Annotated in this window: 18 protein-coding genes; 12 read left to right on the forward strand and 6 right to left on the reverse strand. The window is 57.5% G+C overall.

Annotation, left to right across the window (positions count from 1 at the left end; genetic code table 11):
* On the forward strand, positions 1 to 776 hold a 776-nt coding region (locus VFE46_05680; GenBank protein HZZ27480.1), incomplete at its 5' end, for a PDZ domain-containing protein.
* 34 nt (positions 777 to 810) lie between these two features.
* On the opposite strand, the gene VFE46_05685 is transcribed toward VFE46_05680, so the two are convergent.
* A complete protein-coding gene (locus tag VFE46_05685; GenBank protein ID HZZ27481.1) occupies positions 811 to 1,875 on the reverse strand; it encodes an alpha/beta hydrolase family protein in 1,065 nt (354 codons plus the stop codon).
* 229 nt (positions 1,876 to 2,104) lie between these two features.
* Between VFE46_05685 and VFE46_05690 the strand changes: the two genes are divergently transcribed.
* The 3 genes from VFE46_05690 (at position 2,105) to VFE46_05700 (ending at position 5,171) form a co-directional block, all read left to right on the forward strand.
* Positions 2,105 to 3,556 carry a glycosyltransferase family 87 protein gene (locus VFE46_05690; GenBank protein HZZ27482.1) on the forward strand — a complete coding sequence of 484 codons (1,452 nt, stop codon included), beginning with the start codon at positions 2,105 to 2,107 and terminating at the stop codon, positions 3,554 to 3,556.
* A 94-nt stretch (positions 3,557 to 3,650) separates the two neighbouring features.
* Entirely contained in the window at positions 3,651 to 4,391 is a 741-nt protein-coding gene (locus tag VFE46_05695) for a hypothetical protein (protein ID HZZ27483.1), read from the forward strand.
* 66 nt (positions 4,392 to 4,457) lie between these two features.
* Entirely contained in the window at positions 4,458 to 5,171 is a 714-nt protein-coding gene (locus VFE46_05700) for a 2OG-Fe(II) oxygenase (protein ID HZZ27484.1), read from the forward strand.
* On the opposite strand, the gene VFE46_05705 is transcribed toward VFE46_05700, so the two are convergent.
* Positions 5,141 to 5,947 carry a hypothetical protein gene (locus tag VFE46_05705; protein ID HZZ27485.1) on the reverse strand — a complete coding sequence of 269 codons (807 nt, stop codon included), beginning with the start codon at positions 5,945 to 5,947 and terminating at the stop codon, positions 5,141 to 5,143. The two genes, VFE46_05700 and VFE46_05705, sit on opposite strands and share 31 nt — an antisense overlap.
* Positions 5,948 to 6,164: 217 nt before the next feature.
* Between VFE46_05705 and VFE46_05710 the strand changes: the two genes are divergently transcribed.
* Positions 6,165 to 7,226: a M28 family peptidase gene (locus VFE46_05710; protein ID HZZ27486.1), complete on the forward strand. Its 1,062-nt coding sequence runs from the start codon at positions 6,165 to 6,167 to the stop codon at positions 7,224 to 7,226.
* A 129-nt stretch (positions 7,227 to 7,355) separates the two neighbouring features.
* Here VFE46_05710 and VFE46_05715 read toward each other — a convergent pair whose 3' ends face one another.
* Positions 7,356 to 9,020 carry an alkaline phosphatase gene (locus VFE46_05715; GenBank protein ID HZZ27487.1) on the reverse strand — a complete coding sequence of 555 codons (1,665 nt, stop codon included), beginning with the start codon at positions 9,018 to 9,020 and terminating at the stop codon, positions 7,356 to 7,358.
* Between the two features lie 161 nt (positions 9,021 to 9,181).
* Here VFE46_05715 and obgE point away from each other — a divergent pair, with 161 nt between their 5' ends.
* The 4 genes from obgE (at position 9,182) to VFE46_05735 (ending at position 14,464) form a co-directional block, all read left to right on the forward strand.
* Positions 9,182 to 10,219 carry a GTPase ObgE gene (gene obgE, locus VFE46_05720; GenBank protein HZZ27488.1) on the forward strand — a complete coding sequence of 346 codons (1,038 nt, stop codon included), beginning with the start codon at positions 9,182 to 9,184 and terminating at the stop codon, positions 10,217 to 10,219.
* Positions 10,220 to 10,234: 15 nt separating this feature from the next.
* Positions 10,235 to 11,038, forward strand: a complete 804-nt coding sequence (locus tag VFE46_05725; protein HZZ27489.1) for a type III pantothenate kinase — start codon at positions 10,235 to 10,237, stop codon at positions 11,036 to 11,038.
* Positions 11,028 to 12,200 carry a GTPase gene (locus VFE46_05730; protein HZZ27490.1) on the forward strand — a complete coding sequence of 391 codons (1,173 nt, stop codon included), beginning with the start codon at positions 11,028 to 11,030 and terminating at the stop codon, positions 12,198 to 12,200. Before VFE46_05725 ends, VFE46_05730 begins: the two co-directional genes overlap by 11 nt.
* 140 nt (positions 12,201 to 12,340) lie before the next feature.
* A complete protein-coding gene (locus VFE46_05735) occupies positions 12,341 to 14,464 on the forward strand; it encodes a hypothetical protein (protein ID HZZ27491.1) in 2,124 nt (707 codons plus the stop codon).
* Positions 14,465 to 14,640: 176 nt separating this feature from the next.
* On the opposite strand, the gene VFE46_05740 is transcribed toward VFE46_05735, so the two are convergent.
* Together VFE46_05740 and VFE46_05745 are read right to left on the reverse strand one after the other, a co-directional pair.
* The gene (locus VFE46_05740) at positions 14,641 to 15,429 is read right to left on the reverse strand and encodes an alpha/beta hydrolase (protein HZZ27492.1); all 789 of its coding nucleotides are present in this window, start codon (positions 15,427 to 15,429) and stop codon (positions 14,641 to 14,643) included.
* 178 nt (positions 15,430 to 15,607) lie between these two features.
* Positions 15,608 to 16,765, reverse strand: coding sequence for an LLM class flavin-dependent oxidoreductase (locus tag VFE46_05745; protein HZZ27493.1), 1,158 nt, complete (start codon positions 16,763 to 16,765; stop codon positions 15,608 to 15,610).
* Between the two features lie 139 nt (positions 16,766 to 16,904).
* On the opposite strand from VFE46_05745, the gene VFE46_05750 reads away from it, so the two are divergent.
* Both VFE46_05750 and VFE46_05755 read left to right on the forward strand, forming a co-directional pair.
* Complete coding sequence (locus VFE46_05750) at positions 16,905 to 18,050, forward strand: sulfotransferase (GenBank protein HZZ27494.1); 1,146 nt, start codon at positions 16,905 to 16,907, stop codon at positions 18,048 to 18,050.
* Positions 18,051 to 18,140: 90 nt separating this feature from the next.
* Positions 18,141 to 19,592, forward strand: coding sequence for a DUF4147 domain-containing protein (locus tag VFE46_05755; protein HZZ27495.1), 1,452 nt, complete (start codon positions 18,141 to 18,143; stop codon positions 19,590 to 19,592).
* A gap of 71 nt (positions 19,593 to 19,663) precedes the next feature.
* On the opposite strand, the gene VFE46_05760 is transcribed toward VFE46_05755, so the two are convergent.
* On the reverse strand, positions 19,664 to 21,157 hold the full coding sequence (locus VFE46_05760) for a DUF1598 domain-containing protein (protein HZZ27496.1): 1,494 nt from the start codon (positions 21,155 to 21,157) through the stop codon (positions 19,664 to 19,666).
* A gap of 435 nt (positions 21,158 to 21,592) precedes the next feature.
* Between VFE46_05760 and VFE46_05765 the strand changes: the two genes are divergently transcribed.
* On the forward strand, positions 21,593 to 23,197 hold the full coding sequence (locus VFE46_05765; protein HZZ27497.1) for a toxin-antitoxin system YwqK family antitoxin: 1,605 nt from the start codon (positions 21,593 to 21,595) through the stop codon (positions 23,195 to 23,197).
* The last annotated feature ends 28 nt before the right edge of the window (positions 23,198 to 23,225 follow it).

The raw sequence follows: 23,225 nt of genomic DNA on the forward strand, positions 1-23,225 counted from the left end.
AAGACAAAGCCTTGGCCACGCTACGTCGGCTGGGTGCAACAGTCGCCAGCGATCTTCCGATGATGGATTCCGGCGAACTGCAAATTACCCTGGACAAAAATTGGAAGGGAAAACCCAGCGACTTGGGCGTGTTGAAGGAAGTTCGCAATTTGACCTGGCTGCGTGTCATCAACCGGCCGCTGAGTGAAGCGGAGTTGTCGACAATTGCCGAATTACCGCAGGTGACGGAAGTGGATTTGTTCGGCGCTGGAGTGACGGTCGAAGCGGCTCAAAAACTGGCCGCGGCCATTCCGCAAGCGGCAGTCGATCGCCGCAATGGCGCGTTTTTGGGCGTGGGGGGCTCGCCGGGATTGAACACCTGTTTAATCAGCGAGGTACGGGAAGGCTCGGCGGCAGCCGCGGCTGGAATTCACGAAGGAGACGAAATTATTACCTTCGACGGTCAACCGGTGCACAATTTCGAGGAATTCACGATATTGGTTTCCAATAAAACCGGCGGCGATCAAATCGATTTGCAAGTTCGCCGCGAAAACGAAGTGCTGAAGAAGAAAGTAACCTTGGGCGAGTGGCAATCTGACCTGCCCGTCACTTTCCACGGCAATTCTCGCATGCCCGGGATGCAAATTCCGTTGCCGCAAATTCAGGTGCCGCAAATCATGCCGCAAACTGTGCCCCAGCCGGCAGTGCCCCAGCCGGCAGTGCCCCAGCAATCAGTGCCCCCGCAGTCAGTGCCGCAGCAGAATCCGCCTGCTCAGAATTTGCCAGCCGTAAAGTAGATTTGCCCCACTAGCTGATGCTTTGGGAACGAGGTCATTCGGCTTTCGGCAGCGGAACTTCCACACTCGACGCCGGACCGTCCGTTTTTTTCGGCTCGCCGCTAAAGAAAGCCGCCGATTTATCGAGCGCGTCTAGCACGTGCAATACGGCCGTGTAATGTCCGCAGTTGTACCACTCGATGCTGGGCCGGCCAAAAGCGTCCCACAGGCTGTCGGTGCAAGCGCGGGGAATGATTTCGTCGTGCAGGGCATTGAGCATCAAGATTTTTCGACCCTGCAGACATGCGCGGTACGAGCAAGGATCGACGGTTTTCATCAGCTCCGTCAGTTCGTCCAGGGAATGTCCTTGCGCCAGCCACTGCTGCCGAGCGGCGGCCAGATGCTTTTCTTGCGAATCGCGCAACACCACGCTTAAATTACCGCCGGCCAAGACCGGACAAACTTTGTTGAAACGCGGCTCCGCCGCCGCGGCCAGGGAAGCGGTGATGCCTCCCAGGCTGATGCCGAAGATGCCCAGTTGCTGCGGATCGACTTCATCCTGCGCGGCCAGCCACGCGGCGGCGTAGCGAATATCTTTCACGGCCTGAATCATGCCGCGCACCGTGGCTTGCGGATCGGTGGAAATCATCCGCGCACTGGAGCCGGGCTGCCGCCGATCGCCGTAATACGGCATGTGAACGAACAGCGCCGCCACGCCATGCTGCGCTAAATTGCTGGCAAACAATCGGGCCAGGGGAAAATCGCCTCCCAAAATATGCAACACCACGCAGGCCGGATATTTGCCCGGCCTGGCTGGACGAAAATACTCGCAATGCACCGTGTTGTTGTTCACTTCCGCCGTTACCACCGGCGAAGGAAAGGTAACCAACGACAGCGAAATGTTCGCGGTCGACTGCGGCTGCGGAATTTGCTGGAAGGAAAACGTGCTGGCCGGCAGGCGAAACGGCTCCGGAACGGCGTGCTCTTCCTGGCCGGTAGGTTCAAACCGCACTTCCCCGGTGCGCACCTTCGCTTCTTCCGCCCGGGCGGAATGCGGGGCCAGCATCGCCAGCCAGAGAGCGATGGCAAATCGGACGGCGGCGGGCAGCGGCATTTTCATTTGGTAGATTCCAGTGCCATTCGATAAAACCGTGGGATGCCGCTAACATAAACGCTTGCGGCCGGCTGGAAAATCGGACTTTCAATTCTTGATGCTAGCACCGTAGGAGCAGTTTGCCTGTGGTGCATGCTATTGCACGGGCATTACGGCATTCGTATAGTTTGCCCCCTGCTGAAACTGCCACTTCCTCTGTTCTTCCTGGCAGCGATTTTGTGCTGAGAGAAATTCTATGCGGCCGCGCTTGAATCGACGAGCGGTTTGGTGGGCGATCTTGGGTGTCGCACTGGTCGTGTGGGGACTCACCGACGTCCGCTGGCGAGCACAAATTGATGCGCACAATTTGGGCAACCATCGTTCCGATTTTACCGTGTATACCGTGGCCGGAGCGGCGATGTTCGATGGCCGCGATCCGTATGCTGTGACCAATCCGCGAGGCTGGCATTATTTGTACCCGCCGCTGTTTGCAATTTTGGTGGCGCCGCTATCAGGGTTAAATTCGCAGTGGCAGGCGGTCATTTGGTACGCCATTAGTTTGTTCACACTGTGGGGTTGCTACGTCGAGTGTCGCCGCATTTGGAAATGGCTGAGCGCGACCAATCCATCGAGCGCAGTGGAAAATATCCGCGGGAAGAAAGATGTTCTGCCTTCCGGCGATTCCTCCACCCTGCCTGCTTATTTCTTCTGGCTGGCCGGCGCAACGGTAGTATTGCCCGTGTTGAATTGCCTGCAGCGCGGGCAAGTGGGCATTCTGCTGGCGTATTTGCTGCTGTGGGGATTCCGCTGTGTAGTGAGCAGCCGTACCTGGAAAAGCGCGGTGGCGGCCGGCATCATTTTGGCGCTGCCGGTAGTCGTTAAAGTAATTCCCGCGCTTCCGGTGGGAATTTTATGCCTGCAACTGCTGGCGACCGCCGCCCTGCATCGCTGGGCGAGCGATTGGATTCAGCGTGCCGTCGGCGTGTTGCTGGGAACCACAGTTGGCATGGCGCTGTTTCTGCTTGTCATTCCCAGCCTGGCGATAGGACCGGCGGCGAACATCAAGCATTTGAACACGTTTGTCAACAACGTGCTGCTGGACGACGGCGGCAAATTGGATGACGATTTCAGCGTTCACAGCAAGCGGAATCAGAGCTTAACGAATGCGGTTTACCGCTTGGGAAATTGGACGGCGCATGTTTTCGGCGGCGCCCCCAATGATCAATTGATTGACGCGTTCGCCACCCGCGATGCCGCCATGCCCATGGATAGCCGCTGGGCCGTGTGGACCTTGCGGCTGTTGCAGATCAGCTTTTTGGCGCTGTTGTTGGCCGCAGGCTGGGTTGCCGCGCGCTATAACGACGCGCTGGGAACGGCCGTGGTATTTTCGTTGGCGTGCTTGTTGATGTCGGCCCTGTCGCCGGTTTTTCGCGGTCATTATTACGTGATGTGGTTGCCCGCGGCGTGGCTGTTGTCGCTTTACAGTTGGCGTAACCAGCACACGCATTTGGCGATTTCGCTGGCGGTTGCCGCTTGTGCGCTCACTTGGACGCATTACTTGCTGCTGGAATGGGCCGGCCGCGTGGGCGTTTTGGGCTTAGGCGCTACAGCGTGGTATGTGGTGGCCACAATTTCTGTGCTCCGCACCAAGCCCGCGAAGCCGGCAATCGTTCCAACCACTGCGCCGCAATGGTTGCACGCGGCATGATGATGACCGCTTTTTGAGGTCCCCAGACAAGTCGATACGAACCGCACCTTTACGGCTGCAATCAAGGAATTTCATTCGGGCGAGGAACTGAACTGTGCCAACCGCGAAAGTAAATGTGGTGTGCATGAAATGGGGCACCATGTACAACGGCCCCTACGTGAACAACTTGTACTCGATGGTTCAGCGTAATTTGACCATTCCGCACCGCTTCGTCTGCTTCACCGACAACGACGAAGGATTTCTCCCCGCCGTAGAAAGCTTCCCGTTGCCAACCGCCGATTTAATGGGAGGCGGGCGCTACGGATCGTGGAACAAAATGGCGCTGTTCGCGCCGCAGTTGGCCGATTTGGCCGGACCCACGCTGTTTTTGGATCTCGACCTGTTGGTGGTCGGAAACATTGATAGCCTGTTTGAATACCGGCCGGGAGACTTTTGCATCATCCACGATTGGTCGCGGCGGCAGGAAGGCAATTCGTCGGTCTTTCGTTTTGAAGTGGGCAAGCACGCCGATTTGTTAGACAATTTTCTGGCCCATGCGGACGAAGTGCGTCGCAGCTACCGGTCCGATCAGTGCTTCCTTTCCGAGCGGCTGATTCAAGCGGGCCTGCTGCACTACTGGCCTGATTCTTGGTGCTGCAGCTTCAAGCGGCATTGCTTGCCGAAGTGGCCCATTCAATGGTTCACGACGGCGAAATTATCGCCGGCAGCCAAAGTCATTGTGTTCCACGGCAAGCCGAAGCCGCCGGAGGCCGCTCGTGGCATACGGAGCAAATTGAGATTGATCCGACCAGTCGCGTGGATCGATCAACATTGGCACTCGCGCGATGCCGCGTAAAAGCCCGCTGCCACGGCGCGCTTTAATTTCATCCCCACACCGTTTTATCAAGGCACAGAGAATTTTATGTCGATGCTGAATCTCGATGTCTTTCGCCGCACACAGCTGGTGCGCGAGCCATTCGAGCATTGCATTATGCCCTGGTTCATCAGGCCGGAGGCGCTGAATCGCATTCAGTCCGATTATCCCGAGATCCCGCAAGGCGGGAGTTTTCCGCTCTCGAAATTGAGATTTGGACCGGCGTTTCAAGCGCTCAGCCAAGAACTGCTCGGTCCTGAAATGCAGGCTGTCTTTGCCGAAAAATTCCAAATCGATCTCACCGGCCGCCCGGCCACACTGACGGTCCGGGGACAATCGCGCGCCAAAGATGGCCAAATTCATGTCGACAGTAAGACCAAGCTGATCACCGTGCTGCTGTATCTCAACTCGCCGTGGGAAGCCGCAGGCGGTCGATTGCGCTTATTGTGCTCGGCGCATGATATTGATAACTACTTTGCCGAAGTGCCTCCGGAGCAGGGAACGCTGCTGTGCTTTCGCAATGGGCCCAACGCCTGGCACGGCCATAAAACCTTCATTGGGCAGCGGCGCGTGTTGCAATTGAATTGGGTGGTGAGCGAAGCGGCCGCCCAGGCTGCAGCCCGCCGGCACGGACTTTCGGCTTTGCTCAAGCGGTTCAATCCCTTTCAGCGCGGCGCGCAAACGACCGGAAACGTTGAGTTGCCCGGCGAATCCGCCGCGCCGGCGGCGGCTCAAGCGGCTTTTGCCGCCGCGCGCTGGTAATACTGCTCGACCAGGTCCTGATTCGCATCGGCCGGATCGGCATACCAAATGTTAAGAATCGTGTTGCGCGTGCCCACTTCTCCTATAAGCAGCGTGCGGCCGTGCCAACTCTTCAGCTTGAGCGAATTGATCACGCTGAACGCATAGCATGTGTTTGGCAAAAATGGCGTCGTCTTCACAACTTCAAATCCACGCGGCTCGCGCAGCAAGTGCAATGGATTGAGGCTGCGGCGATAAAATTCCGTGCCCAAATCTTTTTGGCGATCGTCGGCAGGTAACGCAATTTGCATGGTCACCACTTTCCGGCGGGTATCTGGATGCGGCTTGATCCGATAACCCGAGGTCTCCCGAAACAGCTCCGGCAACGGGTACGCGGCGAGCTTGCGGGCTTCCTTCACGCCAAAGCGGAACGTTAAGCCCGGCTGCAAACGATCGAACACGCTGGCTTTGAATTCCGGGGCGCCCAAGGCGTCGCGCACCGCCAGCCATAGCGAGCGCTGCCGCGCGCTCAACCGTTCGATGCTGGCGCTAGTCAGCTTGAATCGCCCCCGGTTGCTCTTTCCGGCCGTCATGAATTTGTCGTAGTCGAAGGCTTCATACAGCGCGCTGTCGGGCAACAGCTTCAAAATTTCCTGATAAACATCGCCGGGGAAAATCCCCTGGGCAATAAAGTGCGGAAATGGGTTGGTCTCGGCCGGTGTGGTCCGAATCGTCCGCAGCATGTGGGTCAGCGTACGATTTTTGATTTCTTGTCGAACGTTGTCTTCGGTCCGCATGCAGTCAGTTCCTTACGTCGTAGAAAATCGGGTTTTCCGAATCTCATCGGCCTGCGACGTATGGAAAATTAACGATTATCACCCCGCGCACGTCAGAATCGGCTGCGCCGAAACGCTGGCATCGTTGCCCAGGCGACGGGCATGAGACTACAGTCCCGCAGTCGCTGCTGGTAAGGTTTCCCTATCGCTGTAAAACCCGGCCACGTAGAATGGTGGTATGACTGCAAAATCATCACCTTCTGCAGCCGGCGCAAAAGCAGCCACTGCCGGCAAGGGCGTTTCCGGACAAAATTTATTTCTGGGCATTGTGCTGGCGGCGGGCCTCATCGTGGCCGGCTACATTCTTTTCAGCGAAACCTTGGGGCAAGCGGCGGGCCCGGCGAATTTGAAGCTGGAAGATATTCCCTTCAACGGCGCCCAAGCTTACGAGTATCTCAAGCAGTTGTGCAACTTCGGACCGCGGCCCAGCGGATCGCAGGCCATTGAAAGCGAGAAAACATTTCTCATCGATTATTTTCAAAAGCTGGGCGCGACCGTGTCGAAGCAGGATTTCCGCGCGCGCAACCCGCTTACCGGCGATGCGGTGCCGATGACTAACATCATCGTGCAGTGGCATCCGGATCGTAAGGAGCGGGTGCTGCTATGCGCCCATTACGATACGCGACCCTTTCCTGATCGAGATCGGCGCAATCCACGGGGCACATTCGTCGGCGCCAACGACAGCGCCGCCTGCATTGCCCTGCTGATGGAATTGGGTAAATCCATGCCGCAATTCCAAAGTCCCTACGGCGTCGATTTTTTGCTGGTCGACGGCGAAGATTTAGTGTATTGGGATCGGACGCTAGACAAGGATACGGGCAGCTATTGCGTGGGCTCGGAATATTTTGGCCGCCAATACGCCATCGATCCGCCGCCGTACCGCTACCGCTGTGCCGTGGTGCTCGACATGATTGCCGGCATTAATTTACGGCTGCCCAAAGAGTTGAACGGCGTCATGTGGGCCGACACTCGCCCGATTGTCGAAGAAATTTGGAATACCGCGGCCCGGCTCAAAGTCACCGAGTTTTTATCCAAAACCACGCCCGTGCCTGTGACCGACGACCACGTCATGCTGCACGATTTGGGGCGCATTCCTACGTGCGACATCATTTGCGATTTCGGCCCCGCTACCAGCTATCCGCAATGGCACACGCAGGAAGACGATCCGGCCCATTGCTCGTCGCTTTCCATCGCCAAAGTCGGCTGGGTGCTGCATGAGTGGCTGAAATCGCTCCGTTAGTAGCCGTGGGTGGCCGGGGTCGAGGCCGCCGAGCCCCCGGAATTGAAGCCGCTGGGGGCTCACTTCGTTCGACCCCAGCCACCTACTCCGTTTCTTAATTCAAATTAGGCGGCGACCGGCGAAAGCAGTTTACTTCTTGCCGGCTTCGGCAATCGCTTCCGGCCGGGTGATATGAAAGTAATGACCGTGGTCGGCGGTGACAATGAGCACGGTGTTGTCCCAGCCGCCGTGCGTTTCGACCCAATGAGTGACAGCCCGCACGGCATCGTCCCCATCGAAAATGGCGCCGAGGGAGTTATCGAGGTTGTCGTCGTGGTTGGCCCAATCGACGTCGCCGGCTTCAATCATCAACCACAAGCCCTTTGGATTTTGCGACAACACTTCCAAGGCCGCCAGCGCCACATCGGTTAAGCGTGGGTTTTCCTCGATGTCGGCCGGCGTGTAATGCTCCTGCGTCTTCTTGACGCCGACCGTGGGATTGTAATTCCCGTCGGCCGTCCGGTACGGCAAATGGCTGCGATCACCGGCGCCAAACAAACCCAGGAGCCGCTCGTGAGTGGCCGCCGCTGCCGCTGCCGCAGCGGCCAGCGCCTGCCGGCCGTTCATGCCCGACTGACGCTGCACCACTTTATACTTGCCGCCATGATCGACATCTATTTTTTCCAAATCTGCTGTGGTGATGTATCGATTTCCAGACACAAAATTTTCGCCCTGCTGTTCCACGTCTTTTTTCAAAGTTTTGGCGGTGGTCGTTTCGCCCCAGCCCGTGCCGATAATTACGTCGAGCCCTGGCAACGGCTGCTGGCGGTGCGAAATCGACGGCAGGCCGACCAAATCGCGGGAAATATCTTGGTAATCGTCGCGCCACACGTTGTTGGCGTAGGTCGCTGCCGGTGTGGCATCGCTGATCGAAACACTGGTCACCGCGCCCACGCTCCAACCGCGATGCTGCAATTGCTGGGCGATGGTTTCGACGTGGTTCCCTTCCGAATCGACGTTAATGGCGTCGTTGTACGTTTTGATTCCGGAATTCATTGAAGTGGCTGAGGCCGCCGAATCGGTATAGGGATGCGGCAGCTGGCGGCTTTTGCCGATCGGGTATTCCGGATCGATCGGTGTCGCCCACGGTGTTTCGCCGGCCAGCTTCCAATCGTACCCGCTCCGCGTTTTGCCGCCTACGTTGTTAACCACTTGGGCGTTCACGTCGGTTTTGGTGCCCTCGTTGTGCGGGCTGGTGACCATGTAACCAAAGTCAGTCGGCGCGCCACGATAATCTTGAAAGTGCAATCCACTGCCGCGGCCTTCGTGATACGGCACCGTACCGGTTTTGTAGCAAGCGGCCGCCCAGGTGTTAAACCAATCCATGCCGTCGAAAATAAATAAAATAATTCGCTGTTTCCCCTGGGCGACGGCCGCTTCCTGCAAGTGGTAAATGTCGGTTTCGTCAAAGTATTCGGCCTGCGGATTCAGTGTTTCGGCCGGAAGATAGCCGTATAATTGCTGCAAACGCTCCGAATTGCGGTACACGCTGTGTTCGCCCCGCACACTGTTAAGATCCATGCCAAAGATGTAAACGGGAATGAGGCGGTTGGAGTGCGTCGTCCAGCCGGTGTATTTTGAAGGTTGCGGGCCCCAGTAGCCCCAGTCGGCATTGCCTTGCTCGATGGCGACCGCCTGCATTTGGCGAAGCTGATCGGCCGCGGCATTTTCGGACGGCGTGGCAGAAGAATTTTTGCTGCAGCCCGACAGAGCCAGAACAACCAACGCAAACCATACGAAACGAATTCGGAGCATGATTGGGCAAACGGCAAACTGTGGACAGAACGCCCGGGCGGGCCGGCCAAATACGGCGGGCAGACACCGGCAAGTCTCTCGACTATAACTACCTCATGGTTGCACCACCAGCGGCCTAATTACGGGCTCACAATCACTTTGAAACAAGACTCCCAGCACTGATGTTTGTCGATCGAGTAGAAATTGAAATTGCGGCCGGAAACGGCGGAAACGGTGCGGTGAGCTTTCGCCGCGAAAAATTCATTCCTCGCGGCGGTCCCGACGGCGGGGATGGCGGCCATGGCGGCAGCGTGGTGCTACGCGCTCAGCCGGGCGTTGACAGTTTGGCTGCGCTTGCGCACCGCAAGCATTGGCGCGCCGAACATGGCCAGCCGGGCGGATCCAGCGATTGCTTCGGCCGCAGCGCGGAAGATTTAATCCTGCTAGTCCCACCGGGAACCGTGGTGATCGATGCCGGCTCCGGTCTTGCGCTCAAAGACTTGGTGGAACCCGGCCAGCAAGTCATTGCCGCGCATGGCGGCAAGGGAGGCAAAGGCAATGCCGCGTTCAAAACCTCCACCAACCGCGCTCCCCGCGAATGTACCCCTGGCGGCCGAGGAGAACAACGCCGATTGATTTTGGAATTGAAAGTGATTGCCGACGTGGGCCTGATCGGCAAACCCAACGCCGGCAAAAGCACGCTTTTGGCTCGACTGTCTCGCGCTCAGCCGGAGATTGCCGATTATCCGTTCACCACGAAGTATCCGAATCTGGGAATTGTTTATCTGACGTCCGATCATTCGTTCGTGCTGGCTGATTTGCCCGGGTTGATTGAGGGCGCACATGCAGGAGTGGGCTTGGGGCACGAATTTTTGCGGCACATTCAGCGGGCTGGCATTTTGGTGCATCTGGTGGAACCGGCGCCTGTCGACGGTTCCGATCCGCTGAATAACTACCGCATCATCCGCAGCGAGCTGGAGCGTTATTCGACAGAGCTTGGCGCGCGGCCGGAAATTGCGGTAATCACCAAATGTGAACTCCCCGGTGCTGAAGAAGTGCGGGCCAAACTCGCCGGCGAGATCGGGCGCGAGGTATTGGCCATTAGCGCCGTCACCGGCGAAGGCCTGGATCAATTGCTGTGGCAAATCACAAAGCTGTTGAGCGAACAAAAACAGGCTGGCAGTGAAAAAATAACGCCGGCACTGACTCCACACTCCTGACGATTACCGTTTCGCATGCCATCGCTCATCGCCGTCGATATTGGCAACTCGCGCATCAAGCTGGGGCTGTTTGCTGCACTGGCTGGTGCTTCGCAGACGACGCATAAGGGGTTGCCAACGCCGCTGCGCGCTCACACCATGCCCACCGACGACTGGAACCCGCAATCGCTGCAACAATGGCTAAACGATGTGCCGACGGGAACGCCCTGGTGGATTGCCAGCGTAAACCGCCCCGCGGCTGCGAAACTTACCGGCTGGATTCAAAATCGCTGGCCGGTGCGGATGTTGACCAACACCGATTTGCCTATCTCTGCCGCGGTGGAGCATCCGGAACGTGTGGGCGTTGACCGCTTGGCTGGCGCGGTGGCCATTAACCAGTTGCGCGAGCCGGACCGGGCCGCAATTACCATCGGCGTAGGCAGCGCCATCACCGTCGATTTGATCGCTGCCGACGGCACATTTTGCGGCGGAGCCATTTTGCCGGGCATTGCCATGTCGGCCCGTGCACTGGATCAATTCACCGACTTATTGCCACTCAGCCCGTTGAAAGAGTTATCCGGCGCGCCCTCTGCCTTGGGCACGTCGACCCTAGCCGCCATTCATAGCGGACTGTTTTGGGGCGCGGTCGGGGCGATTCGCGAATTGATTACGCAACTATCTCAGCAGGTTCCGCGCCCGGCGAAACCGCCACAGATTTTTCTCACAGGCGGCGCAGCGCCATCGGTGGCAGAGCAGATCGATCCGGCTGCAGAATACGTGGAACATTTGGCGCTAGCCGGCATTGCACTAGCGAAGCCGGACGAAACTCATGGGAAATGATCTCGGCACGTTAACCACGGCGTGCATGCTGACGCCCACCGGCCGCGGAGCAGTCGCCGTGGTGGCCGTCGAAGGGCCGCTGGCGATGGAAATAGTGCAGCGTTTTTTTCAGCCAAAATCTGCGCGGGCACTAGCCGATCGGCCGCTGGGGCAAATTGTGTATGGCCGCTGGGGAAGCCAAGCGGCCGAAGATGTGATTGTTTGCCGCCGAGACTTACGCGGCCTGGAAGTGCATTGTCATGGCGGCGCAGCAGCCGTGCGTCGAATTTTGGACGATCTAATTGCCGCCGGTGCGGAAGAACAAGACTGGCGTGAGCATATCGGTCAGCACGAAAGTTCTGCGATTCGCGCCGCGGCACGAATTGCATTGGTGGAAGCACTTACAACTCGGACGGCGGAAATACTGCTCGATCAATATCACGGCGCGCTGGAAACCGCCCTGTGTAAAATTCTCGCCGCGATAAACGACGGCCCGGACGGCCTTTCTGCCGCCCAAAGTTTGACCAAAACCTTGCTGGACCGTGCGCCGCTGGGGCTGCACCTTACGAAACCGTGGCGTGTGGTGGTGGCTGGACCGCCCAACGTAGGCAAAAGCAGCCTCGTAAACGCCCTGGTCGGTTACCAACGGGCGATTGTGTTCGATCAGCCGGGCACAACCCGCGATGTGGTGACCGCGCTTACCGCGCTGGCGGGTTGGCCAATTGAGCTATGCGATACCGCCGGATGGCGCAGCACGGCCGATCCACTGGAAGCGGCGGGAGTGGCGCGGGCTCAGGAGCAAGCCTCTGCCGCCGATGCTTTGCTGCTGGTGTTCGACGCCACGCAATCCTGGTCTGGGGAGCTGCGAGCATTGATGGATGCCTGGCCCAGGGCGCTTCTGGTGCAGAATAAATGCGATCTGTTAACGCCCGACCGTCCTGGCAGCATCTTTCCAAATTCGATCCAAGTGAGCGCAGTTACAGGGCAAGGGCTTGATTTGCTGGTGGAAAAAATCATTCGCCAGGTGGTGCCCCAGGAGCCGAAATTTGGCGAGCCATTGCCGTTCACCAGCGAGCAAATCCAGCGGCTGCAAGCGGTGGCCGACGCGTTGGAAACGGGCAATTTGAGCACAGCAAAAGCGCACGTGCTGGCATTGCTGTCGCCGGAGGAAACGCCGAATTGAAGAAGCGGCTAGCCACGACTGCTCTGGACCGCGTGTGGTAGCCTCGCTATCCTTTGCCGCCTGCGCGGGTTGCGCGCCGGAAAACTGTACACAAACCGATTGATTAACGCTCATCGAGAGTGTTCAGGGAGGAACACGCGATGTTTTATAACTTCGCTCGCTTTCGTGCCGCCAGAAAAAATGGAATCGAGTTGCTGGCTTTGCTCCTAGCAGTTTGGGCATTCGGCTGGGGCGGTCCTGCCTGCGGCGCCGACAGTTCGGCGATGGATTCCTCCACCGACAGCGCTAGCGGCGCCGTAGACAGCAACCAAACACCGCAAGAACTGCCGCCGTCGATAAGGTCGCTGGAAGATGTTTCGGCGCACCAGCTAAATTATCCGGCGAAGCCCGCAGCAGCTCATAGTCCGGCGATTCAAGGGCCGGCGAAGAATGCTGCCGAGCCGGCCGCGAACGCTTCCAGCGCAACCGATGGAAAATTTTCCGAAGAGGAAACCAGCACCAGCGGCGCGCCCGCGACAGATTCCGATCCATCGGCTTCCATTTTCGCGACGACGTTTGACGATCCACCCTCCCGGCCCACCGGCCCGGTCGAGCCCGCCAGTTTTAGCGGCGTGCAGCCGGGCGTCACCACGATGGAACAATTGACCGAGAAGTGGGGCAAGGGCGAAGAAGTTTCGCATGACGACAATCAAACCGTGCTCCATTTCACACGGCCGACATTTCCGCACGTGGAAGTGACCGTGGCCGACGGCAAAGTGCGTTCGATTGTCATCGATCTGGATCAAGCGGTGCCCACCGATGTTCTGGCGCAGCAACTGCAATTAACCGATGTCCGTCCCGTGGATGTTCCCGACGATTCCGGCGAACTGCTGGGCCAGGCTTATCCGGAACGAGGCGTGCTGTTTAGCATTACGCCCGACGGCAAGCGGGTTTCGCACGTCGTGCTGGATAAAATCGACCTCTCTACCTTTGCCTTGCGGGCGGAAGTGGAATTGCAATCTCACACGCGCGCCAGCCTGGCCGATTTGGATTACGTGCTTGCACATCAATCCAAAAACGCCAGAGCACTATGGCTGCGTGGCCGGCTGATGGCCATTTTGGCACGCTACGATGAAGCCGCCGATGACGTGGAAGCGGCGTTAGAAATCAGCCCAAAGCAACCGTTATATCATCTCACGCACGCCGAAATTTTGAGTCAGCAAGGGCATTACAACGATGCGGCGCAGGAAATCAAGAATGTGATGGCCGCCACCAACCTGGCCAACGAAATCAAGGCCCGGGCGCTGTGCGAGCTGGGCGACATTGAGGCGGATTCGCCGGTGCACGATTACAAATCGGCCCTGGAGCATCATCAGACGGCGATTAAATTAGCCGACCCGTTGTCGATTGATAAGCGGCTGCTCGTGCGCCGCGCCGCCAAGCTGATTTTGATCGACGCGCATCTGGCCGTAGCCCACGACGTTGCTTGCGGCTTTTGGCAGGAAAAAGAAACGGCCGTGCCGAAGTGGCTTGGGCGGGCGCAGGCATACGTCGACGATTTTATCGCCCATGAGGATGAAGATCCCGGCTTGCGATTGCATTTGGCTCTCGGCGCTTTGCGGGCCTGCGCCGGGGCCGACGGCAAGGTCGATTCTATCCCCTGGGCGCGGATGGCGTTGAAAACCGGAAAACCGCTGATTCAGGTTGCCACCGATCCGTGGACGAAAGACGCCCTGCAATGGACTCTGGGAATTGCGCTAGCCGATGGGCTCATGGCCGACGAATTGCACGGCGCGGTGCAGCATGCGCTACCTAACACCGCGCTGACCATCACATATTTGGAAACGGGCGCGAAAGGGCGTCGCGAAACGCCCGCCGATGTCTTCCGTCTCGGCTGGCTGTATTACCGCATGGGTTCCCTGCATGCCTTGCAGCGGAACGATCATAAGACCGCCATCGCGTGGTACGAAAAGGCATTCCCGCTGTTGGACCGTCCCCTTCCAGCGACGCTTCGCAACCAGCAGGGCCATTATGGCGAGTGGCTGGTAAGCATGGGCATTTCGTACTGGAACGATGGCAACCATGATTTTGCGCTGCAACTGACCGATGCCGGCGTGCAACACATTCAGGAGGCGGTGAAGCGCAATCTGGTCGACGAAAAATCGCTCGCCATTCCGTACGGCAATCTGGCCTTCATGCACGAAGCGCTGGGGCACAAAAACGAAGCTCAAAATTTCGCCCAACTGGCCGCTAAATATGACAGTGGAAAAAACGGCAAACGCTGAAATCGTTTTTGAACCACACCAGAAGCAGAGAAAATTTATTAGGAAGGCAGGAAGACAGGAACGGAATTATTGTTGGCGACTGAGCTCAGAAATCTGCCTTTCATAGATTCCTGGCTTCCTGATAAAAATCGATTGCCATTCCTCTCTGCGTCTCCGCGCCTCTGCGGTTAAGCTGATCAACGCCCGGCAAATTCCGCCACCAGGCGAACAAAGTCAGCGGTTTTTTCATACGGCAGCATGTGGCCGCATTCGTTGAGCACTTCCAGCCGCGCACCGGAAATCTGCTCGGCATAAAAACGGCCGTGTGCCAGCGGAATCAATTTGTCGTCCCGGCCCCAAATGATTAGCGTCGGACATTGCACGCGCTGCAAATGATGCGGCAATTTCGGATTATGCAGGTACGGATTCCAACCCACGCGGGCCGTCGCTTCCCGGGCCCGCAAAAACATGAGCAGTTGAATTTCCGAAGGTTCCAGCGGGGCAACTTCCAGCGCCACCGGGCCAGCCGGATCGAAAAACAACATGTTCCGCAATTTCGTCAGATCGTCAATAAACCACTCCGCCATTGGCGCATCGGGAACGTGCAGTCCGGCGGCGTCCACCATCACCAGCTTGCTAACGAGCTCGGGCCGCAAAATCGCCAACTCCACTGCCAGCCACGCGCCCAGCGAAAAGCCGACGACCGGCACGCCGCGCAAATCGAATTGCTCAAACAGATCGACATAGTGCCAGGCCAAATCTTGCATGCTGTCGATTTGGTCCAGCCCTTCGGAAAGCGCAAAGCCCGGATGTGCCGGAGCAATCACGCTGAAGTGCTGCGCTAATCCGTCGTGAAAGGCGGTCCAATCCATTTCGCCGCCGGCGCTGTGCAAATAAACCAATGGCGGACCCTTGCCCCCGCGCATGACTTGCGTCTTCTTGCCGGCCACGGTCACGAAATCGGTTTGATTGGGGATTTGTGTCATTGGAAAATCAAGTTAACCGCAGAGACACGGAGACGCAGAGAGGATTTTATTAGGAATCCAGGAAGACAGGAACGGAATTATTCTTTCGACAAAACTCGAAAAATCTGCTTTTCATGGATTCCTGGCTTCCTTATGAAAGTCTTGAATTGTTTTCTCTGCGTCTCTGCGGTTCAATTTCTTATTTTGCCATCGCAGCGGGTTCCAAGTCTTTGCGCAGGGCCGGCAATACTTCATGGGCAAATAGGGTCATGCTTTTCTTCGTCAAATCGGCCGGCAGGCTGCCCAATTGGAATAAGCCTAGCAAATTGCCGACGCCCAGCCGTTGCACATGCTCTTTCAGCCGATCGCGCACCGTGGCCGGACTGCCGACCACGGCATACGCTCCCTGCTCCACTTGCTCGCGGGTCTTCACGTTGCTCAAGAATTTTTCTTTCGCCCGGCCGATGACGGCGATCGATTGAGCGCTGGTATAGCCTGGCGGCAAAATCGTCAGGCCGCGCAGCAGATTGTGGGCGAAGTACCAGAGATGTTTTTCGTATTCGGCCCAGGCTTTTTCGTCGGTTTCGGCCACGTAAATTGGCAGCAGCCAGCCCAGTTGCTCTGGATCAGCCGTGTAACCGTTCTTTTGGGCGCATTGGCGAAACATGTCGAAGTTGCGCTGGAAGAAATCGATGTGGAAATATGGAATGCCCATGTAGCTCCACCGTTTGGCCGCCACGTATTCAATGGTTTCCTTGCTGCCGGCGCCGGGAATCCAAATCGGCGGATGCGGTTTTTGCAGCGGCCGCGGCCACGGGTTCACGTACTTCAGTTTCCAGTGCTTGCCGTAATGCTCAAACGGACCCGGCTCCGTCCAGGCTCGAATCACCAAATCGACCGCCTCGGAATACATGCTGCGGGCGTACGTCGGATTAATAGTGAAGCTGTAATATTCCGGGCCGCCGCCCACCACCAATCCGGCAATCAATCGTCCGCCACTGATCACATCGATCATGGCGAACTCTTCCGCCACGCGCGTCGGCGGGTTGTACAGCGGCAAGGCGTTACCAATCACGGCAATTTTCACCCGCTTGGTTTGCCGGGCGAGAATAGCGCCCATTAAGTTGGGGCTGGGCATGGTGCCGTAGGCGTTTTGATGGTGCTCGTTGATGCACACGCCGTCGAAGCCTAACTCGTCGGCCAGCACCAGCTCGTCGAGATAGCGGTTATACAGCTCGTGCCCATGCTCGGGGTCATAAATGCTGTTGGGAAGCCAGGTCCAGGCCGATTCGTACTTGGTGGAAAAATCGGCCGGCAGGCGATCCCAGGGCATCAAGTGGAAGGCGAAGAACTTCATAGGCCGGGCACAGAAAGATGCGATTGAATTTTGAAGTTTTGTAGTTTCGCAAATGCTTGCAGGCACTTCAATCCCCGGATGCCATGCAACGAAGCTTGGGCTACAATGGACGATTCGCATTCTGTTACAGAGGCTTTCCATGTCCACAGGCATTCAACCATCGAAGCCGCTTAAAAAAAAGCTGAAGCTCAATACTTATCACTTCTGGTCGCCACGGTTCTGGCACGGCATGTGTATGAGCGATTGGCTGCGGATGTTGGCGCGGGGCCGGTTCCGCATTCATCCCCTGCGGATGGCCATGGCGCTAATTATTACGCTGTGCGCCGTCATCAATTCGGCGGGGGCTTTTTTGCAGCGGCTGATTTATGGTCGTCGCATTGCCGCCACGGAAATTAAGCATCCGCCGGTGTTCATCATCGGCCATTGGCGCAGCGGAACCACCTATTTGCACGAACTGATGGTCCGCGATACGCAATTTGCGTATCCCACCTTTTACGAATGCTACGAGCCAAATCATCTGCTGATTTCCGGCTGGATTGCCCCCATTTTGCTGTGGCCCCTATTGCCGCGCAAACGACCGATGGACAACATGCCGATGGGCTGGTATCGGCCGCAGGAAGATGAGTTTGCCATTGTGGCGATGGGTGGGCCTACGCCGTATTATCGCTGTGCATTTCCGAACGAGCCGCCGCCTTTCAACGAGTTTCTCGACATGGAAGGTTGCGCGGGGGATGATTTAGAGCGCTGGAGATTCGATCTGCGGCGATTTGTTCAAATTCTGACTTTCAAAAAACAGAAGCAGTTGATGATGAAATCGCCGCCGCACACGGGCCGCATCGAAGAGCTGGCCCGGCTGTTTCCCGGAGCGAAATTCATTCATATTGTGCGCGACCCCTACGATGTTTTCCCCAGCACGCGGCGGCTATGGGTAGCCTTGGATTGGGCGCAAAGTTTTCAACACCCCAATCACAAAAATTTAGACGAGTACATTCTGGCAACTTTCGAGCGGATGTATCGGGGGTTCAACAAGCAGCGGGCTGCCATTCCCAGCAATCAAATTTGCGAGTTGAAGTACGAAGACCTGGTCCGCGATCCGCTGGGCGAAATTCGCAAAATTTACGAGCAGTTGAATTTGGGCGATTTCGACAAGGTCGCGCCCTTGATGCAAGCCCATGTCGGCTCCCAGAAAGATTACAAAACCAACAAGCACGAATTCGAGCCGGAGCTGCGCAGCGAAATCCGCCGTCGCTGGGGAGATTATTTTGAGCGCTATGGGTACGAGTGAGGCTGCGGGAGCAGCTCCAGTTCACGCCTGATGGATGCAGTATTGCCCCGGGGGTGTTCACCGGGGCTAAATGTTTTGGGCGTTTATTCCATGACGCAAGACAGCTCCAAACTTCGTGCGGATGCACTTCGTATTTGGCAAGCCGGCTTGGAAGCGGTGCGGAGTGAGCGGCTGATGCACACGGCGGTGCGGGTGGAGGGAAGCACGCTGGTCATTGGCAATGCGGCTTATGAAGCGCCAGAAGAATTTGAGCGGCTTGATTTGAATTCAGTGCGGCGGATCGCCGTGGTGGGGGCGGGCAAAGCCGGGGCGGGAATGGCGGCGGCGCTCGAGGAAATTTTGGGCCAATCGCTGATGGAGGAGAAGCAGCTTGTGGGTTGGGTGAATGTGCCGGCGGATTGTGTGCGGCAGTACCCCTCACCTCAACCCTCTCCCGCAAGGGGAGAGGGAGTGATGCGGCGGATTCATTTGCATGCGGCGCGGCCGGCGGGAATCAATGAGCCGACGGCGGAAGGAGTGGCGGGTGCGGAAGAAATTTTGCGAATGGTCTCGTCGTTGGGTCCGGACGATTTGTGCATTGCGCTTATTTCCGGCGGCGGATCGGCTTTGTTGCCGGCGCCTGCGGAAGGCATTTCGCTGGCCGATAAATTAGCGGTCACGCGATTTCTCAGCGCGGCCGGAGCGAACATCACCGAACTCAATACGGTCCGCAAGCAACTCAGCCGCATTAAAGGCGGCGGCTTAGCGCGAGTTTGTCGTGCCAGCCGGATGATTGCGCTCATCATTTCTGATATACCGGGTGACCCTTTGGATTTAATTGCCTCTGGCCCGACGGCGCCGGACACTTCCACGCCGCAAGAAGCGCTGGCGGTGCTGGAGAAATTTCCGGCCCGGCAAGCGGGCGTGCCAGCGGCGGTGTTCGAGGCGCTAAGCCGCAAAGCGAGCGCTCAAGGCCAACTAGATCAACCAACTTGTACGGTGCAGAATTTCATCATCGGCAACAATGCCATGGCGGTCGATGCGGCCGGGCAACAAGCGGAGCGGCTGGGATATATTCAGGCGCTGACTTGCGCGCGGAAGCCGGAAGGAGCGGTCGAGCCCATTGGCCGGCACCTGGCCGAGATGGCCATACACATGCGCGGCACGCCAGGAACCAACTGTTTAATTAGCGGCGGCGAAGGGACGGTTCAACTGGTTGCGGAAGCGGAGCGCGGCTTAGGCGGCCGCAATCAGCAAACGGTGCTGGCGGCGCTAGTGCGGCTGCAAGAGTTGAACGCGCAAAATACTGACACGGCAGCCAACGGAATTGTCATTCTTTCCGGCGGCACCGATGGCGAAGATGGCCCAACCGATGCCGCGGGAGCAATGATCGATTCGCACACTGCCAGGGAAGCAACACGCCGCGAATTAAACGCGGCCGATTTTCTCCGCCGCAACGATGCTTACCACTTTTTCGAGCCGCTGGGCGGATTGATTCAAACCGGACCGACGCAAACCAACGCGTGCGATTTGCGCGTGGTGCTGGTCCAGAGGAGAGAATGACCAATGACCAATGTGGGCAAATCCAACGACCATTGGTCATTGGGATTTTGCCATTCGTCATTCTGCCCGCACTAGTCCCACCACCACTGGTCGGGCTTCAGGCTTTTCAGATCGACCTGATCGTGCGCCTGGCCGACTTTGCCGTCGTCATCGTGCAGCAGATTGTCGGGGGCAAGAGCTTTGCGGGGCTGAATGTTCACGCCGCCGCCGATGGGAGTCATCAAGGTATGTCCGCGCCACAGGCCATTGACGATGCAATCAACTTGCTGCGGAGCGACAAGCGTTTCGACATGATACACGCCTTCTTCGCCCAACAGCGGCATGTTCCAGCCAGACTTGCCGTAATAATTTTTGGCTTGAATGAAGGCGGCGGCGACGGCTAAATCGATGCAGTTTCGCAACTGGGCATACACCGGCGAAACGGCCGCCAGCTCCGCGTATTTTTTCGTGAAGCCTTCGGTAAAGGCGCGGCTGGCGCCGTCGATGGTGGTGGACGGAGCGCGGGTTCCATCGGGGGCAACAACCTCGTCGGCGTTGACCAACTTCACGCCGTTGCCTTGCAGCTCCATCGCGCAATCGTCGGCGGTTTCCCGCACGCATTCATACTCGGGCACAAAGAACCAGCGCTGCAACGCATTGCGGTTGACTGCCACGGGATTCACGCGATCGACCCAGCTAATCAATTGCCTTATGGGTGGATGCTCCAGGCCGATGCCGATGAGCTTCATGCGGTAGTCTGCCTCGACCAGTACTTGTGCAAAGTGCGTATCGGCCGGCACGCCTTTGATGTGAATTTGCTGCGGGCCGAGGTTTTCTTTCAGCCCGGAGATAATGTACTGCGCGTCGCCTTGGGCATTTTCGGCGGAGAATCGCGAGCCGACATCTCGCAGAAATTGCTGCATTTTCGCCAGCCCTTCCTGCGTAGGATCGATCGAACAGCTAATTTGCGAAGTCAGCTTACCCTGCGGCGGGAAAGCCCGCAAGGCGGTAACCAAATCGTCCAGCTCGATCACGGGGCGCAGCGAGTTCAGGCCGCGCACGCGGCCCGCTTGATCGGGCATCCAGCCTTCGGCCGGCCCGGCGATGACGATATCTTTCGTATCGGGATAGTAGAAGACGAACTGCAGGCGCGTCAGGCCGGCGAGGTATTTCATTTCTTCGCTGACAGGCAGGCCAGTATCTTGCCGCTGCTTGAAGGCAGCTTCCAGGCGATTGAGCGAAATTTTGCGCAGCGGGCTGGGCTTCACGACGTTGGGATTGGTCGCCGCCAGTACGGCGCGGGCGGCGGCAATGCGCTGCCGCGCCAGTTGGCCGGTGACATCGGGAAACATTTCGGTCCGCAACACACCATTGGCATCGACGACAACACCCGCCGCGCCGAAGAGGTTGGCGCTCGTGCTGGTGCTGGTTGAGCTGGTCGAAGTGGACGTGGTCGAGGTGGAAGTGGATGTGGTGCTGGTGGTTTGCGCATGGCCAGATTCAATCTGCACAAGCAGGCAACCCGCCGCCACCCATGCCGACAGCCAGACCGAACGATAAAACCGTTGCAAACAAGAGCGAGGCATGTGCCGTTTCTCCCTAATGGCGTGCTACGAAAGTGTCCGGTACGCTCCCACCCAACATCGCGAGATTGAAGTCAAGTCGAGGCCCAGATGGGAGCGTGTCTTTGATTTGGGAATATGTGTCTAGCGGCCGCTTGTCTTGGCGCCTGAATGTTGCCCGGCTGCAAAGAACCTTGCAAACCACGAAGGCATCGAAGATCACGAGCAGGAAGACACGAAGTTTCGTTCAATTTACGCAATTTCCAGCATAATAAGGGGCTTTAGGCAAAGCAAGAAAAAGAGGGTATTTTTGAGTTGAAAGCCATGTACGAGTGGCGATTGCCGAGCAAAATAGAGATGTAGGTCCAAAAGCCATGCCTTGGAGGCTTGTGGGGCGACGATCTCTGTGCGCTGGTTTTGTTGCTACCGATCCTGACTCCACTGACCGTGTGATTGCGTATGCCTTTGGTCGTCGAACAACCGCCGTCTACTTTCTCCGCACACGCCAAGCCGGCTGGGCTAGCGCATTTCGCCACGGCGATTCCCTTGCCGCGCGGGCCGCAATGGTACTTGGTGGCTTATCGCTGGCTGTTGGTGGCGGCATCGTTGTACACGGTGGCGGTTACCTGGAATGTGTGGCAAGATCGCTCCGATCCGAACTGGCATCCGTGGTCGTTTGCTACGCCGGCCAATTCCAACGCCTGGGAAACACGGCCCAGTGATTCGCAGCTTGCGCCCATGCTGCCGGTGTGGGACAGTCTGCCGCAAATCGATTTCGGCTGGCTCATTGTGGCGGCAATTCTTTCGATTTTGATTTTTCCACGCGCGGGCCTGGCAGCGCTTGGCACGTTATTGGTCGCGAGTGTGTTTTTTGATCGAACTCGCCTGCAACCGCATTACGTGTTATGGTTTTTGATGTTGGCCACCCTGCCGGGCGTGAATGCGCAGTTGGTGGGGCGCGCCAATTTGATTGCGCTATGGTTTTGGGCCGGCTTTCACAAACTGATTATCGACTTTATCAAGCCCGACGGCATGCCCGGTTTTCGTTCCGAAGTGATTCCCAACGATTTGCTTCGTTTTTTTCCGGGCGAGCATCATTGGTGGACTTCGCATGGCTTTGGCATGGCGCTGGGTTGGGTGATTGCCGTCACGGAAGTTTCGCTGGGAATATTGTGCTTCGTGCCGCGTGCTCGCTGGGTGGTGGCAATTGCAGCGTTGGGCATGCACACGAGCATTATCATTTGGAATTGCTTGGGCCCGCACTGCAATTTGCTGGGCTGGAATATGATGTTGGCGCTGGCGGGGTTTGCTCTGATTTTGCCGTGGCGCGAATCGCGCCTGGTGACTTTCCGAAAGAGCAATTGGGTGGCGAAAATTGCCACGCTGGCGGTGCTACTCTTGCCTGCCGCGTACTATGTGAACGGCATTGCGGCGTATCTTTCCTATTGCATCTATGTGCCGAACAATCCGTTTGCCGTTTTATATCGGCCGGGCGAGGAGCCCAAAACGGTGGGCTTCATGGGTTACGAAGAAGTGAATTTTCCGCTCTCCCCTTCGCACAGCATCTTGCAGGCGTACTTCAATAAAATTCGCCAACCAGGCGATGTAATGATTGTGCACGATCCGCGCCCCTGGGCGGAAAGCCACGGTCTGAACGGCCGGCAATATACCGACTACGGCGAGTTTCCCCGCGGTCAATCGTGGCGATATACCTACGAAGACGGCGTGCTGCAAACCGTGGGGAGTTACATCAACGACATGCGGGAAGGCCTGTGGATCAGTTGGCACCACAATGGCAAAATGGAAACCCAAGGTGTTATGCTCGATGACCAGCGACATGGCCCCTGGATTCAATATCATCCCAACGGCAACAAGCTTAGCTTGGGCAGCTACGATCACGGTCGGGAAGAAGGCTTGTGGACTTTCTGGTACTCTGACGGACAAAAAGAAATGGAAGGCCGCTTTGTCGATGGGCAAATGGATGGCGTGTGGACCACCTGGACTCCGTCCGGCGAACCCAGCAAAATTGAATTTCATCAGGGCCTGCCGGTCGTTGCCCCCTAGCCCGGCTTTTATCCGCAAGGATGCCGCA

It is taken from the genome of Pirellulales bacterium (assembly GCA_035656635.1).
Lineage (GTDB): Bacteria > Planctomycetota > Planctomycetia > Pirellulales > JADZDJ01 > DATJYL01.

Bases quoted from the DNA above. Each gene is read 5' to 3' on its own strand.
- VFE46_05685 (HZZ27481.1), bottom strand. From the start codon at position 1,875: ATGAAAATGCCGCTGCCCGCCGCCGTCCGATTTGCCATCGCTCTCTGG.
- VFE46_05690 (HZZ27482.1), top strand. From the start codon at position 2,105: ATGCGGCCGCGCTTGAATCGACGAGCGGTTTGGTGGGCGATCTTGGGT.
- VFE46_05700 (HZZ27484.1), top strand. From the start codon at position 4,458: ATGTCGATGCTGAATCTCGATGTCTTTCGCCGCACACAGCTGGTGCGC.
- VFE46_05705 (HZZ27485.1), bottom strand. From the start codon at position 5,947: ATGCGGACCGAAGACAACGTTCGACAAGAAATCAAAAATCGTACGCTG.
- VFE46_05710 (HZZ27486.1), top strand. From the start codon at position 6,165: ATGACTGCAAAATCATCACCTTCTGCAGCCGGCGCAAAAGCAGCCACT.
- VFE46_05715 (HZZ27487.1), bottom strand. From the start codon at position 9,020: ATGCTCCGAATTCGTTTCGTATGGTTTGCGTTGGTTGTTCTGGCTCTG.
- obgE (HZZ27488.1), top strand. From the start codon at position 9,182: ATGTTTGTCGATCGAGTAGAAATTGAAATTGCGGCCGGAAACGGCGGA.
- VFE46_05725 (HZZ27489.1), top strand. From the start codon at position 10,235: ATGCCATCGCTCATCGCCGTCGATATTGGCAACTCGCGCATCAAGCTG.
- VFE46_05730 (HZZ27490.1), top strand. From the start codon at position 11,028: ATGGGAAATGATCTCGGCACGTTAACCACGGCGTGCATGCTGACGCCC.
- VFE46_05735 (HZZ27491.1), top strand. From the start codon at position 12,341: ATGTTTTATAACTTCGCTCGCTTTCGTGCCGCCAGAAAAAATGGAATC.
- VFE46_05740 (HZZ27492.1), bottom strand. From the start codon at position 15,429: ATGACACAAATCCCCAATCAAACCGATTTCGTGACCGTGGCCGGCAAG.
- VFE46_05745 (HZZ27493.1), bottom strand. From the start codon at position 16,765: ATGAAGTTCTTCGCCTTCCACTTGATGCCCTGGGATCGCCTGCCGGCC.
- VFE46_05750 (HZZ27494.1), top strand. From the start codon at position 16,905: ATGTCCACAGGCATTCAACCATCGAAGCCGCTTAAAAAAAAGCTGAAG.
- VFE46_05755 (HZZ27495.1), top strand. From the start codon at position 18,141: ATGACGCAAGACAGCTCCAAACTTCGTGCGGATGCACTTCGTATTTGG.
- VFE46_05760 (HZZ27496.1), bottom strand. From the start codon at position 21,157: ATGCCTCGCTCTTGTTTGCAACGGTTTTATCGTTCGGTCTGGCTGTCG.
- VFE46_05765 (HZZ27497.1), top strand. From the start codon at position 21,593: ATGCCTTTGGTCGTCGAACAACCGCCGTCTACTTTCTCCGCACACGCC.